The organism is Aneurinibacillus sp. Ricciae_BoGa-3, from assembly GCF_028421645.1.
Taxonomy (GTDB): domain Bacteria; phylum Bacillota; class Bacilli; order Aneurinibacillales; family Aneurinibacillaceae; genus Aneurinibacillus_B.
On the sequence record NZ_CP116887.1, the window covers coordinates 1,249,739 to 1,264,573 of the forward strand.

At 41.6% G+C, this 14,835-nt stretch carries 13 protein-coding genes; 11 read left to right on the plus strand and 2 right to left on the minus strand.

The features are described 5' to 3' along the window. Positions 1-70 precede the first annotated feature (70 nt). The 6 genes from PP175_RS06500 to PP175_RS06525 all read left to right on the plus strand — a co-directional run bounded on the left by PP175_RS06500 (position 71) and on the right by PP175_RS06525 (position 9,163). Positions 71-2,059 carry a methyl-accepting chemotaxis protein gene (locus PP175_RS06500; RefSeq protein WP_272441981.1) on the plus strand — a complete coding sequence of 663 codons (1,989 nt, stop codon included), beginning with the start codon at positions 71-73 and terminating at the stop codon, positions 2,057-2,059. Positions 2,060-2,171: 112 nt separating this feature from the next. Continuing rightward, positions 2,172-2,672: a hypothetical protein gene (locus PP175_RS06505; RefSeq protein WP_272441982.1), complete on the plus strand. Its 501-nt coding sequence runs from the start codon at positions 2,172-2,174 to the stop codon at positions 2,670-2,672. A gap of 250 nt (positions 2,673-2,922) precedes the next feature. Beyond that, positions 2,923-7,572: a DNRLRE domain-containing protein gene (locus PP175_RS06510; RefSeq protein ID WP_272441983.1), complete on the plus strand. Its 4,650-nt coding sequence runs from the start codon at positions 2,923-2,925 to the stop codon at positions 7,570-7,572. A 7-nt stretch (positions 7,573-7,579) separates the two neighbouring features. After that, positions 7,580-8,194, plus strand: coding sequence for a hypothetical protein (locus PP175_RS06515; RefSeq protein WP_272441984.1), 615 nt, complete (start codon positions 7,580-7,582; stop codon positions 8,192-8,194). A 445-nt stretch (positions 8,195-8,639) separates the two neighbouring features. Next, positions 8,640-8,786 (plus strand): hypothetical protein, encoded by a 147-nt coding sequence (locus PP175_RS06520; protein WP_272441985.1) that lies wholly within the window; start codon positions 8,640-8,642, stop codon positions 8,784-8,786. Then, the gene (locus PP175_RS06525; protein WP_272441986.1) at positions 8,777-9,163 is read left to right on the plus strand and encodes a hypothetical protein; all 387 of its coding nucleotides are present in this window, start codon (positions 8,777-8,779) and stop codon (positions 9,161-9,163) included. The genes PP175_RS06520 and PP175_RS06525 overlap by 10 nt, the downstream gene beginning before the upstream one ends. 71 nt (positions 9,164-9,234) lie before the next feature. Here the strand turns inward: PP175_RS06525 and PP175_RS06530 are convergent, their stop codons facing one another. After that, positions 9,235-9,960, minus strand: coding sequence for a hypothetical protein (locus tag PP175_RS06530; RefSeq protein WP_272441987.1), 726 nt, complete (start codon positions 9,958-9,960; stop codon positions 9,235-9,237). A gap of 182 nt (positions 9,961-10,142) precedes the next feature. Here PP175_RS06530 and PP175_RS06535 point away from each other — a divergent pair, with 182 nt between their 5' ends. The 4 genes from PP175_RS06535 to PP175_RS06550 all read left to right on the plus strand — a co-directional run bounded on the left by PP175_RS06535 (position 10,143) and on the right by PP175_RS06550 (position 13,372). Then, on the plus strand, positions 10,143-10,505 hold the full coding sequence (locus tag PP175_RS06535) for a hypothetical protein (protein ID WP_272441988.1): 363 nt from the start codon (positions 10,143-10,145) through the stop codon (positions 10,503-10,505). A 196-nt stretch (positions 10,506-10,701) separates the two neighbouring features. Continuing rightward, a complete protein-coding gene (locus PP175_RS06540; RefSeq protein WP_442870426.1) occupies positions 10,702-11,379 on the plus strand; it encodes an RHS repeat-associated core domain-containing protein in 678 nt (225 codons plus the stop codon). A 16-nt stretch (positions 11,380-11,395) separates the two neighbouring features. Beyond that, positions 11,396-11,785, plus strand: coding sequence for a phosphoribosylaminoimidazole synthetase (locus tag PP175_RS06545; protein ID WP_272441989.1), 390 nt, complete (start codon positions 11,396-11,398; stop codon positions 11,783-11,785). A gap of 609 nt (positions 11,786-12,394) precedes the next feature. Beyond that, positions 12,395-13,372 (plus strand): LacI family DNA-binding transcriptional regulator, encoded by a 978-nt coding sequence (locus tag PP175_RS06550; RefSeq protein WP_272441990.1) that lies wholly within the window; start codon positions 12,395-12,397, stop codon positions 13,370-13,372. Positions 13,373-13,478: 106 nt separating this feature from the next. Here PP175_RS06550 and PP175_RS06555 read toward each other — a convergent pair whose 3' ends face one another. Further along, entirely contained in the window at positions 13,479-13,670 is a 192-nt protein-coding gene (locus tag PP175_RS06555; RefSeq protein ID WP_272441991.1) for a hypothetical protein, read from the minus strand. Positions 13,671-13,834: 164 nt separating this feature from the next. Between PP175_RS06555 and PP175_RS06560 the strand changes: the two genes are divergently transcribed. Beyond that, entirely contained in the window at positions 13,835-14,809 is a 975-nt protein-coding gene (locus PP175_RS06560) for an MBL fold metallo-hydrolase (RefSeq protein WP_272441992.1), read from the plus strand. Positions 14,810-14,835: the final 26 nt, after the last annotated feature.

The following is a 14,835-nucleotide window of genomic DNA, read 5'->3' on the forward strand; positions in this document are numbered from 1 at the left end:
TTTTCCCGAATTAGGGGTGAACACTCTATTAATTATGTAAAACTTTTGTGAAGTAGAATGGGGGAATTTCATGAAAACGCTGCGCTCTAAACTTTTATTTTTGATGATTCCTATTTTTGTCATTTCCCTCACGATGATTGCCTACATCAATCATAATAAGGCCAAAGACTTTTTAAAACAGAATTTTCAACAGGATGCACAAGGAAAACTGGATTTTATTCAGAAGAGTGTAGATGAGTGGATCCAGTCTAAACAGGATGTCATACACACGATGGCCCTATCTGAGGAGGCAGCCAATCCTAATCTTCAAATCGAGCACAGTTATCTTCTCAAGCAGCTTGGCGCTCACAGCGAGTTCGAAATGCTTTTTGTATCTAGTGATACGATTGGAAACAGGACACTAACCTCTACGGGGCAATCAATGGATATTTCCAGCCGTCCCTATTTTAAAGAAAGCCTGAATGGAAAAACAGTCATTACGGATCCTCTTATCTCGAAGGTATCCGGCAAGTTGGCCGTTGTCGTTTCAGCTCCTCTGTATAAAGAGAAAAAAGTTGCCGGAGTTATTGGTGGAACGATTCTCGTCGATAAGCTGGTGCAGGTCGTTAATTCACAAAAGCTCGGGCAATCCGGTTACGCCTACATGTTCAACAGCCAGGGGATTGTCATTGCTCATCCGAAGCATGACTATATCTTAAAATTAAACTTACATACACTGGGCAGCAAAGAACTATCAGATGCCATTAATCGGACGATACATGGGGAAACAGGGTTAATCGAGTACACTTTTGAAGGTGTCGACAAATATGCATTCTACAAAAAAAGTGCAAAGACGGACTGGGGCATCATCATCACGTCCCCGGTTAACGAAGCCACCTCACAAATGTCATACCTTGCCAAGCTATCGTTTGTAACCGCGCTTATTGTTCTTATTTTTACTATTCTTGCGCTGGTGGTATTCGCAAGCAGGCTAGTCCGCCCCATACACCAATTAAGCATGCTTACGCAGGGCATAGCGCAGGGCGATTTAACATTGAAAACAAACATTTATACAAAGGATGAAGTGGGCGATTTAAGCAGGTATTTTAATGACATGGTTGACAGTATGCAGTCGATTATCTTAAATGTGAAAGAGGCCTCTAAACGGCTGAAAGCCTCTTCTGAAACGCTTGAAATCACCAGCAGGGAAACAAAGGATTCCTCCGAACAAGTGGCCGTTACGATTTCAGAGCTGGCAAATGGCACAACGGACATTTCTATGTCCATCCAGGAGATAGCCAACGAAGTAGCAGACATGATCGCCACCATAGGGCATGTGAACAAAATTGCGGCGTCTATGCTGGATATTTTCAAGCGTTCACAGGAAGAATCGCGGAAGGGGCAGGAAGATGCGGCAGCCACGATTCAGAAGATGTCAGAGATCAACCACAACACGGAACAAAATGTTGTTCGGATGCGCACGCTTGGTGAGAAGACTAATGAAGTGCATGAGATTGTTCAGCTCATCACAAATATCGCTTCCCAAACCAATTTACTGGCGCTCAATGCCAGTATAGAGGCGGCGCGTGCCGGCGAGTCAGGTAAAGGATTTGCTGTTGTTGCTGGTGAAGTCCGAAAACTTGCCGAAGAAACGTCGGCAGCTGCACTGAACATACAACAAATCGTAATGGAAACGATGGCGCAGACTCAATCCGCCATTCGTTCGATTGAATTAGGACAGGCTGAAATCAGTGAAGGTGCGCAGCTTGTGCACACCACTGGCATGTCGTTTACAACGATAAACCAATCTATCGTACAGGCTGTCAACCAGGCCCATGACCTTGTGCGTTCGATGGACATTTTGGAAAAGAAAAGCGGGCTTGTCGGGGAGAATATCGAGACGATTGCGGCGATTACCGAAGAGGCTTCCGCAGGTGCGCAAGAGGTAAGCGCGGTGTGTGAGGAGCAGGCAGCTGCCTCCCATCAAATCGCCGCGGATGCTGGAACGCTCAGTGAGCTGGCACGAGAGCTGCAAAACTTGACCAGTCAGTTTAAGACCCAGCATACCGATGCGGAATAAAGCTACTTCTGTGGCGCTATCAACAGCATAGACGCTGTTTTGTCCCCTTTTTATTCGGGTATTTACTAGTAAAGAATAAATCTACCTGATCAAAAGAAAGGAAGGCTAAACAATGCAGAATGAAATGAATTACGGAACGGATTCAGGCTATGGAAAACTTCTTTTCGGTGTATTTGCAGGAGCGGCAGCAGGAGCAGCGGCAGTTCTCTTAATGGATAAATCTTCCCGTTCTATGCTTGCGGGATCTGCGTCTACCGTGAAAGATCTCACGCTCGAGATGGCCAAAGATTTAAAAAATGATCCGCAGGGTTTTGTGGATAAAATTCAGGAAAAATCCCAGGTGGTTTCTTCCATTGCCCAAGAAGCATCCAAATCCATCCAGCAAATTGCGGACAAGGCGTTGGAGGCGAAGGACCATTCCGCTGAAGCACTATCCGTTGCCAAAGATGCAGTGGATGATGTCATGGATGTAGCATCGAATGCTGCCAGTAAAATGAGCAGGGGAGCAAACGGCATGTCCTCAGGCAGCGGCTCATCTTCAAGCACCTCCTCTTCAGAAGGGTCTACCACATCAAGCAGTACAAATTCTGTGAACAACAGTCAGACCTATTAAGCAGCGTAACCGACAGGGTGTCCCGAATTCGGGACACCCTTTATTTGGTTAAAAATAACTAACTAGCAGTAATATTGTAAAAAACATCGTTTGCAGGGTAAGATTATGTAATTCTTACAAATGTTTATTGATTGATCCATTTGCATAACGTTAGATAATCAACAGCGGAGTTACAATTTGGTTATAGGAGGGGCGGTTTATTTTCGTAATTCCAAAGCAATTTGTATCTAATTTTATGAGGAGATGAACAATGAAGTCTAAACACAAAGCATGGCTGCCTGTCACACTTGTTATCGCCCTTATTACTTCCACTATTCCTTCTTTATTCGCAGCAACAGCACAGGCAGCTTCCCTCTCCGGTCCATCGCCAACGAATACGACCGTAAAAAAAGAGCGTGAAGAGCTTCCCAAATTGCGCAAGCAAAATTCTAAAACGTACGAAAATCCGAATGGTTCTTTTACAACGGAAATCTATCAGGATCCCATTCATTTTAAAGATTCTACAGGCAATTGGGTTCCCATCGACAATACCCTAAGTACTGACAGCACAACGAACACCGTTGTGAATAAAGCAAACAATTTCCACGTGCATTTCGGCAAAGACAACACCGCTAACGATCTTGTACAGGTAAGTAAGGATCAAACTTCGTTATCCCTCACGCCTTCCAGCCAAAATGATCCGATTCCCTCTAAATTTTTAACCAAAAAGATAACGGGAATGGGTAAGATTGATAAAAATGAAATCACATTCCCAAATATTTATCCGGATACCGACTTGCAGTATCAGGTTGGGGCTCAGAAAGTGAAAGAAAAAGTGGTGATCCATAAGAAACCGGATGCGACTTCGCCCACCCAATACTCTTTCAAAGTGAATATGAAAGGGCTCAACTATAAACAAGAGCCGGATGGAAGCCTTACGTTCACAGATAGTAAAACAGGTACGCCTGTTTACTACATAGAAAAACCATTTATGTATGATTCGAATATCCCCGCAGGTTTTAATAGTGTCAAACCTGATGCGATTCCGGAAGGTTCGCGATCAGACGATGTGCAGATGAATGCCGTGCAACGAGGCAACCAGTTATACATTGACGTGATTCCGAATCAAGCGTGGCTGATGGATGCGCAGCGGGTTTATCCAGTTGTCATCGATCCAAGTATCGTTACCATCCAACCGGTCGATAATTCTGGAATTGATGCCAATATTCGCAGTTATACGCCGACCGCGACGGGTGGAGCTGACACAGAGCTGGGTGCTGGCCTGTATCAGGATACGACCAAATCAAATATCATCCGTTCGCTGTTAAATTTTAATTTGTCTTCGATTCCAAATGATGCGTATGTTTTAAGTGCGGATCTGAGTTTATGGCTTTCCAGTTATTCGAGCGCCAATCCGATCGATATCAGTGCGTATCAAGTGACAAAAAAGTGGACGGAAAGCGGGGTAACATGGAATACAACAGATGGCACCACCGCATGGACCAATAAAGGCGGCGATTTTAATTCCACTCCCCTGAGTACCACAACGGTCACAGAAAATACGACGCAAACCAATTATTTTAGATGGAATCTCACTGACTTTATTGATAAGAATCGAAATTCTTCTAACTTTGGCATTCTTTTAAAGAGTAATTCGGAAACAACCAATATCTACAAGAAGTTTTACTCAAGTGATGAGCCGACAGCGACAAGTTATCACCCCATGCTCGCCGTCACCTATTATTCTACGGCCAGGCTGGGGCTTGAGCCATATTGGACGTATGATGCCCATGATGTGGCTGGAGGAAAAAGCTATACCAACATGACTACCGGCAACAATGTCGTGCAGGCTACCGATGTTTCCCTCAAAGGCAGAGGCGGAATGGGGATTAACTTCACCCGGACCTACAACTCGAAAGCATTGGATAACACAGCGATGGGGTATGGATGGTGCTTTACCGGCGGTGATACGATTGTAGAACGGCAAGCAGGTGCAACAAAGGCGCTTGTAACAGATGCGGATGGCACTACGCATGTATTTCCAATAGACCCGGTTACTGGTACATATTCCTCTCCGCCTGGCGAGTATTTATCGTTAACCAAGATCCTGGATGCCACTGGCCAGCTTACCGGATATGATTTGCGCGATAAATTCGGCAATCTTACGCATTTTGATTATCGATTTACGACGAGTGAGTACAATCAGGATGCAAATACGTCCTACATTGGCTATATTCAAGATCGACATGGCAACCGAATCACCTATAATTACGACAACAATAATAACTTAACTTCTATAACCGATCCAACGGGAAGGCAAGTGACGATCGCTTACGGAACAAATGGAAAGATTTCGAGTGTCACGGACTTTGCCGGCAGAAAAACGGTTTACGGCTATGATGCCAGTGGCAATCTTATGACAGTCGACAATTATGTCGATTCGACGAATTACCGCAGAACGCAATATAACTACGATGCCGGCCATAATTTAACACAAGTGATTGATCCGAAAGGACGATACACTGATTTTACCTACACGAATGAGGCCCTGAGTAAAGTGCAGGAACCGGATGTGTTGGCGCCGACTGATGGAGCTAACCGACCGGGAACGACGTATAGTTATGATATACCGAACTACACATCGTCGCTTACGGATCGAAACGGCCATAAAACAACGTATAATTGTAATAGTAACTATGTGGTTACCAAGGTTTCGGATGCTTTAAATCGGGTTACGCAATACGGGCTTGATTCGAACTATAACAAGACACAGGTTACCGATCCAAATGGAAATGTCACGAACAATACCTTTGACAGCAGCGGAAACTTGATCAGTTCGTTGGATCCGGAAGGACATACGATTTCTTTCACTTACGATGCCTATAGCAACCCTACTAGCTCTACCGATGCGTTGGGAAAGAAAACCACGTCCACCTATAATGGGAACGGTGATTTGCTCTCTGTGACGGATCCATTAGGCCATGTTACAAGCAATACGTACGATGCTTACGGTAACCGAACAAGCACAACCGATGCCAATGGAAATAAAACGAGCTACGGATACGACGCGAATGGAATTAACCAAACCTCCGTTACCGATGCAGCTGGAAAAACGACAACAATGGCATACGATGGGGCTGATAATGTTACAACCGTTTCAGATCCAAACGGTCAAGTCACCAATCAGCAATATAACTGGCAAGATGAAGTAACGCAAATGAACCAGAAGGCGTCTAGTTCATCAACAACCAGCACATATATGTTGACCCCACACTATGACGCTAATGGAAATGTTCAAAGCATTGCAGATGGAACGACTAATAAAAGTACATCTTATGGGTATACAGGTACAAATGATATTTCTTCACAGTCAACAGGCTCAACTCAACAGATTGGGTATCAGTATGATGCAAATGAAAATGTTACGGCGTATTCACCCATTTCTTCTTTAGGCCATAGCCTTTCATTTAGTTACGATGCAGTTGACCAATTAAAGCAGGTAAAGGATGCTACAAGCCAATCGGTTATTGAAGATAATACGTACGATGCCAATGGAAATCTAACGGCTGCGCAACGGACAGGTGCAGATGGAATCACGCAGTCCAAGGTTTATGACAAAGCTAACCGGCTTAGCAACATGAGTGTATCCAAAGGAACCAGCACACTTTTCAACTTTGGATATACCCGTGATGCCAATGGTCGGATTACTTCAGTAACCGATAACAACGGAACGACAAATTATGGGTATGACAATGCAGGACAATTAACTAACTATTCCGATGCGAATGGAATAACCACCTATACGTATGATAATATTGGAAACCGGATGAGCAAAACATCTCCGAGCGGCACTACAACTTATACGTACAATGCGCTTAATCAGCTTATCAGCCGCAGTGGAGCAGAAGGAAATGCTTCTTATCAGTATAATGATAATGGAGAGCTCATCAGTAAAAGTGGGTGTACGTACGGCTGGGATACGGATGGGAATATAACGAAAATCACCAAACCGGATGGAAGCATTGTACAATATACGTATGATTCCCAGGGCCGACGTACAGAAAAAACTGACAAGGATGGAACAGGCAAAACGACAAGAGATTTACAATATCAATATGAGGATGCAACGAATAATATTGTCGCTGAAACGGATGTATTAGCCAATACAACTATCACGTATAGCTATGACCCTAACGGAACTTTGATTAGCCAAACACAAGGCGGTAAAACATATTATTATAATTACAACGGATTAGGGGATGTTGTAGCTCTTACAGATGCGACTGGAAATGTCGTTGTGAGTTATTCATATGACCCGTGGGGACAAACCGTTAATAAAACAGGAACCTTGTATAATCCTTACACCTATCGTGGGTATTACCAAGATGATGAGGCTGGATTATATTATCTTATAAATCGATATTACGATCCGGAGGATGGTAGATTTCTAAGTCGTGATCCAGATTATCCCGTTAATGGAAATGACTATATATATACGGATAACGATCCTGTAAATAAAGTTGATCCAGAAGGTGACAAAGCGTTAACAAGATATTCTGGTTATGATTGGTTATTTATTGCTGTAGGCGGGTTATTGGGTTACATGTCTGGAAATCTTTTACCGGATTACCATATCACTTATAGTAGTGGTTCTGATAAAACCTCATCTTATAAAGATATAACAAAACCGGGAAGTGTTAAGAATAGGAGCACGGGTGTTTCGAAAGATACTTTTGAAAAGAATCTTATTAAACGAGGATGGAAAAGAAATGTATCAAAAGATGGAACAACAATAATTCTTACTAAAAATGGCGCAAAATATTCTTTGCGCGGAAAAGCAAACAGTCATACCGGCTGGACAGCTGATTTTTATCCAAGTGGAAGTAAGAAAGCAACTTTGAAAATTAGACTAGGAGGCTAAGAATAGAATGAATGTTAAAGATGCATTTTTGATAGAAAGGGATGAATATGAAAATTTAAACGCACTAGTAAAAAAAGTATTTTTTGTAGATAATCATTTACCCAACAGAGTATTTCAAAAAGACTATAAACATTTTTTCTTCCTGGAATTTTACTCAGCGATGGATGAAACATTTTGGGATAATCTTAAACAACTAGCAAAGCTAACAAATGACAAATTTGTTCTTATGGCAGTGTTAAATCCTGATCCATTAAGCTATTACTTTAAAGAATTTAATTATTTTAATTGGACTAAACTCCCAATTGAACTATCCTCTGATGATTATATGAACATTTTAAATTTGGCTCCAGATGAAAGCCCAGCTGATTCAATAATTGATAACTCTTATACAATTGTATGGATTTCTCCTTCGATGGAATGGGCAATATGGGGGGAAAGGGATAACGGAGTGTGTGTTATAGGGTTTAAAAATGATACAAATGTTAGTGAATATCTACCTTACATCCCGAATTGGCTAACCATTGATAATATGATTGTTAAAGAATGGGTTGGGCTTAATTATAAGGACTATAAAATACCGGATGATATAGCTATCACATTAGATAGTAATTATAAAAATTAAGTCACTTGAAATTCCCATAGATTAGAAGGGGAATGAGGCTCCTTTTTTTCTTTGTATACCCTAATGGGGATTATGCTATCACAAGAAATAATCCTCAAATGACATTAGTTGGGATAATAGGAATAGGTGCTCTTTATACCTATCATCAAGCTATGTTGTTTGGAAATTACGTAGCTAATACTGCGCGTCATATATTTTCAAGTAGAGGTCCGCAGAGCTGGCCTGATAGATTAACAGAAAAAAATCTTCCAGGTACTTTTATACCTCCGAAAGGAGGAGCAAAAAAAGTATACAGAAATGGGCGGTCAGGATATTTGGATTAAAACGGAAAATTATGGGTTGAGCCAAAAGGTAATGGAAGACATGGGGTTCCACATTGGGATGTTCAGGACAAAAGAGGAAAGCATAAGAATGTACCCGCAAAATTATAAGGAGGGGTAGTTTTTTGCCAACTGTACAGATAATCAGTGACTTAAATAAAATGACTGATTTTGGATTATTTGATTTGGATGACGTTACTTTTAATGAATTATTTACTGATAACAAAGATGTTATATTTTTTAAAGATATAGGTAGACGTAATTGGTTTTGATCGAGAAAAAATTAACAAAAGTAGATTCTCAATCGTTTAATGGTATAAAAGGAACGATACACCTAAAAGAAAGTCCTGTGGAACCTGTTGAATTCCCAAACAGAAACGAAAACATGGATGACTCACTTAATTTAAAGAGAAGCACTCAAATTAATTTTAACAATCGTTTTGTCCAAGGGCTTGATGGGGCAAGCAATAGCACCTGTGATATTTATGAAGTTAGCGATACAGACTTTAAAAAATTATTTGGGAAAAACCTTATTTTGAAAGAGAAGGAAATTCCAATCATCGATAACCAGTTTTGGACTGCAAGCTTTTATATAAAACCCGTGGATAAAAAGCTTATTCAGAGGCTTGATGGGATTTTAGTTACTTAAAATTTAACAAACTACTCGAGAATGGGGCTGTCCGGAAAGTGATAATTCAGCCGAGACAACCCCGAAGTTAATTATTTAGGAATGTTCATTGTGATTGACCATGGGCCAGGTATCCCAAATGTACCGTTAGTTTTCTTTACATTAATAACAGGGATACTAAACGTAACTTTTTTTGCTGATTTAGGGATAGGAGAAAATGTAAATTGCTGATTGTTCATTTGTAACTTCGTTGAATTTGCACCTGGTAACCACTTTAAGTCGGTCCCATCGTCCAACTTCATATTCGGCAATAAATTACCTACACTTGAAGGAGAAAAGTGCGTATCAACAATAACCTTATCCTTATACATCGTGATCGATTTTAAAGTAAGCGTATATCCTTCTTTTTGGACAGTTTTGTTAACATTGATTTTTCCAATCTTTATTGTTCCAGGGGGATATTGAATCAACAAATCGGCAGATGTTTGTGCTGCGGTGTTATCAAATAAATATTCAATTTTGACCACATAATACCCAGGGCGCAGTCCTATCTTAGAAGGTAAAATCGTTACTTTTTTTTGTCGTACATCCCCTTTGTTGAAAGAGATATGACTCCATTCAGGAATTGGAGCAGATAGTGAAGGTACTTGTTTTCCAATCGGATAAACAGCCAGTCTGCTGGACTCTAGGTTGATAGTTTCATCGGCCTTAAAATTTAGTGTTAGAACGACAGGATCTATTGAGTTAATTACGCTTTTATTTAGTGAAATAGTAGAACTAATGAACGTCTTAACCGCTGTATTAGCATTCCCTTTCATTCCGTAGGTCGTTTCCGGGTGTCCGCTTTCGCACGTGACTATTAAAAACAAAACTGTAAAGATTGAGATTAGACCTTTCCATATAGACGACATCATTAATTACCTCTAAAGTGGACCCCATCGTCAAGACACGATTTTTAAGAATTTAAGGTGGGGTCAACTGGCAGGACGAATTGACTCATATGGACCAGAAGGCGTCGGGTTCTGCAACGAACAGCACCTATATATTAACGCCGCATTATGATGCCAATGGCAATGTAACCATTGTCGATGATTCGGCAGGTGCAACGAGTAAAACGACGAACTACCAGTATACGGCGACCAATGATTTTACGCCCCAGTCAGCCGGCACCACCAGACAAATCGATTACGGGTACGACGCATATGAAAATGTTACGTCTTACACACCTGCTGCCTCATTAGGAAAAAGCCTCTCATTTGTTTATGATGCAGCAGACGAATTGAAGAAGGTAGAGGATGCCACAAGCCTGGCGGTCATTGAAGACAACACATACGATGCCAATGGAAATCTAACGGCTGCGTAACGGACTGGTGCAGATGCAATCACACAGTCCATGGGTTATGACAAAACGAAAACCGGGTTAGCAACATCTGCTGGTCCAAACCGATACTGTTGCAAACTCAACGATTACGTATTCATATGATGGCAGCGGGGGGCTTACCAGCCAGACTCAGGGTGGCAAAACCTACTACTACAATTATGATGGCCAAGGCAACGTTGTGAGTTTGACGGATTCCACCGGAAACGTTGTAGACAGTTATTCATATGACCCGTGGGGACAAACGGTACAGAAAACAGGAACCCTATATAATCCATTCACTTATAGGGGATATTACCAGGATGAAGAGTCAGGTTTCTACTACCTTGTAAACCGGTATTATGATCCTCAGGATGGGCGTTTTCTTAGTGAAGATCCTGATGGAGCAGCAGATGAAAGTCTTTACACGTATGTCAATAATGATCCGGTGAATGCTGTTGACCCAGAAGGTAATATTAGTCCTGGTCTTCTGTACGGGGTAGCAAAAACAATCATTACAAAAGGGATCAAACTAGCACAATTTGTTTATAGCAAAGCGGCAGCAGGGGTTAAAAAGTTATTTGGTAAGGGTACAGGAAACCTTAATAGTTTACTAAAGAGTAAATCACTAGGAAGAGGTTCAACTGGTAGAACAACAGCAAATAGTTTGCAAGAACAATTAGCTATGAAAGAAGTATTATCCAATCCTTTAAAAGGTGCTACTAGAGTCCCGACAAAAAACATGAATGACCCCAGATGGCTAGGTTCAGAAGGATGGGTAAAAATGCAAAAGGTTGTAAAGACTTCAAAAGGTAACATTAATATTCATTTTAATTACAATACTAAAACTGGAAAGTTTGATGATTTTAAGTTTAAATAATCGGGATGTGTTAAAGATGGAATTACGGTGTGAGAAAAATACTGGTTATTTGTTTAGTCCAAAAATCGTAAGAGAAGGAAACGAGACATTAACTTCTTATGATGGTATTTCTTTTGGTACAACTTATAGAGTTTATGGCATAATTCTTTATGAAGAGGGAATATACTACCTTATTTATGATGACTTTAAAATGCCAAATTGGTATTCAGCAGAATTGTTTTCTGTTATATCAAATTCACTTCCTGAAAAATGGTATTTTAAGCATTTTGGACAAAGTGAAAGCCTAACTGCTATATGGGGATATTATGAATTAGTTAATGTTGATAACCATTTTGATGGATTAGGTGAGCAGGAACAAACAGATATTGATATATTTTTAAATAGAAAAAATGAAATGTATAATTAAAATGTGAAATTCTGATGGCGGCTACCGTAATGATAGCCGTCATTTTTAGTGTATGGAGTGACGAATAAACCGCTTTTTATACGGTAAGCTTAGATTAGTCTTGTTAGCCCTGTATGAAATTTAATTAAATTATTAAGTGCGTACAAATTACTTTTAAACGTATGCCCTATTTACTCTTTATTTTGTTAAGCAAATAACCATAATATCATCAGTTACCACCATTTCTATTCTCCAAATCCTTATCTTCGCTTTCTCCCTGCCTTTAAAATTTTTCGCAACTTTTACGTACATATAACGATTACTATGGCAAGAGGACTGATCTTACAAGAAAATCAGGTTTATATATTAGGCAATAAAAAGAAGTTGCGAAAAGTTAAAGGAGAGGATGGTCCATTTAATTGGACTATCCTCTTTCAGCTATTGGGGAAGTGTGTTTGGTGTATGGATGTGGCCGTGACGCTCAGTTTCTGATCACGCCGGCCTTTGCGGGTATGAACTCATCCCGCAGTAACAGCGTATTGTATGAAACGCGTTTCAAGTCAAGTAGGATCACAAAGTTTTTTTTGCGAGTGAAATGGATTACAATGGACATGGAGGGGAATGCCGCCGATGTCAAACATTAGAGAAATTGCAAGGATAGCCGGGGTTTCTGTGTCTACGGTTTCCCGGGTATTAAATAACTATCCTTATGTAAGTGAACAGAAGCGCGAAGCTGTATTAGAGGCGGTTGAGCGTCTGAATTATTCACCCAATATGAATGCGGTTCATCTGAGCAAAGGCAAAACCAATATGATCGGTATCATGCTCCCGGGCATTAACCACCCGTATTTTGCGAGGATAATGGAGGGAATTGCGAGCGAAGCACTGCGTGAGAATTATCAGCTAGTTTTGTTCCAGACTAATTACAGTTCAACCGAGGAAATGAAGACGCTTAATAGGCTTAAAATGAGGCTGATCGATGGGATTATTATCTGTTCAAAAACGCTTCGGTGGGAAGACATTGAGCCCTTTGCTGAATTTGGGCCTGTTGTTGCCTGTGAAGATGAAGGGGATACACCCATCTCTTCCATTTATGTAGACCATTATGCGAGCTTTCAACTGGGGATGAACTATCTGATTGAGAGAGGACACGAAAAAATTGGCTTTTGCTTAAGCAGGAAAGATAGCACCAGCAGTGTTAAGCGGCGAAGCGCGTACATAGATGCCCTAAACTCCATTCACCAGCCTATTCGTGAGGCGTGGATGTTTTATCGATGCTATCACATGAAGGATGGCACAGCTGTGGTCCATAAACTGCTAGCGATGTCGGAAAAACCAACCGCGCTTCTGGTAAGCAGTGACCAGGTTGCGGCCGGCATTATCATGGAAGCTAGAAAAAATGGTATGAGCGTGCCGGAAGATCTGGCTATCATCGGATTTGATAATCAACCGATAGCCGAAGTGTTTGATCTGACCACCATTGATAACCAGTTGTTCCAATTAGGCGGTAATGCTTTTCGAATATTACACGATCAAATTACCGAGAAAAGAGAGGTTCCCGAAAGGCGGGAACTTGGCTTTCGCTTGATCGAACGCTCGACTGTCTAGAAAGGTTAGGTTGCTTCTCTGATATATTTTACAAAAAAGGATAGATTAAGCAGAAGGATTTGCTTGAATCTATCCTTTTAACTACGACCAATTGTAGCGATGAACTTTAATCATTTTTTTGAATTTTACCTGACTTAACAAGCACGTCCAAGTTTAATTTCTTCGTCTCACCGTTGAAATCAGCGTCTACAACGGTTTTTCCCTTTGATATAATCTTGCCGGGACCGAATTCCTCATGAAGGATGTTATCACCTTCATTAAACAATGCGATTTGTTTTTTGACTTCCATAATGTCCATGTTTACGCCTCCTCCTATCATTACAATGTCATTACCTCTTATAGAAGGAACAAAAACGCGGTCAAGATGTATTCGTGTGCAGTTAACTTTTACCTTTTTATTTCGATTTTTAGCGTTTGAAGCTACAATATAGAAAAAACATTACTTATAGGAGGAGAGTGACCATGCTAGACAAGCAAGCAGAACAATATGGTCTGTACCAGGTTACTTTGCCGCTGCCTTTTCGCCTAAATCATATTCACGCCTATTTGGCCAGACAGGGCAATCAATGGAAGATCGTCGATGCTGGATTGAACGGACAGCGAACGAGGGAAAGTTGGGAGCGGGCGTTCATGGATTTTGACATCAAGCCTGATGACATTCATCATGTTCTTCTGACCCACTACCACCCGGATCATCTGGGGTTCGCGGGAAGCCTTCAGGAATGGACAGGGGCCTCGGTTGGTTTAAGCCGGAGGGGGCAGGAGCTCGCCGCAGAAATTTGGACGGAAGAGAGACTTGAAAAAAATCTAGCGTTCTACCAGTCAGCCGGCATGCCTGCCGATTTGCTACAGCGATTGCAAGATGACGATCGCGCCTTCCGTCCAAAAGTACATCCGCTTCCTGCCCGTTTTCAGGAGATACAGGAAGGAGAGCGCTATCAGATCGGTGAACTGGATTATCAAGCTATTCATACGCCGGGACACGCGGAGGGGCATATGTGCTTCTACAATGCCACGGAAAAAGTGTTGATAGGAGGGGATCATTTGCTCCGCAGGATCACGCCGAACGTCTCGTACCACGGGTACGGTGATCCGAATCCGCTGGCTTCATATTTATCGTCCCTGACAAAGATAGGCTCCATGCCAATCAACCTGGTACTGCCCGGCCATGGTCCTATTTTTTCAGACGCAGGTGCGCGCGTGGAGGAGCTGCTGCTGCATCATGAAGAACGCCTTCACTTTATTCTCAGTCGATTAAAAGGAAAGATGACAGCCTGGGAGGTATCCAACGTTTTATTCGAACGAATCCTCAGCGTGCATGAACAACGGTTTGCAATTGGTGAAACGCTCTCCCATTTGAGCTACCTGGTTGCAGACGGTAGAATTGAGCAGGAGTCCGATGAAAGCGGTTGCGTAACGAAGTATCAGGTTGTATAGCTCTGTAAAACGTATTCATGTGGGTA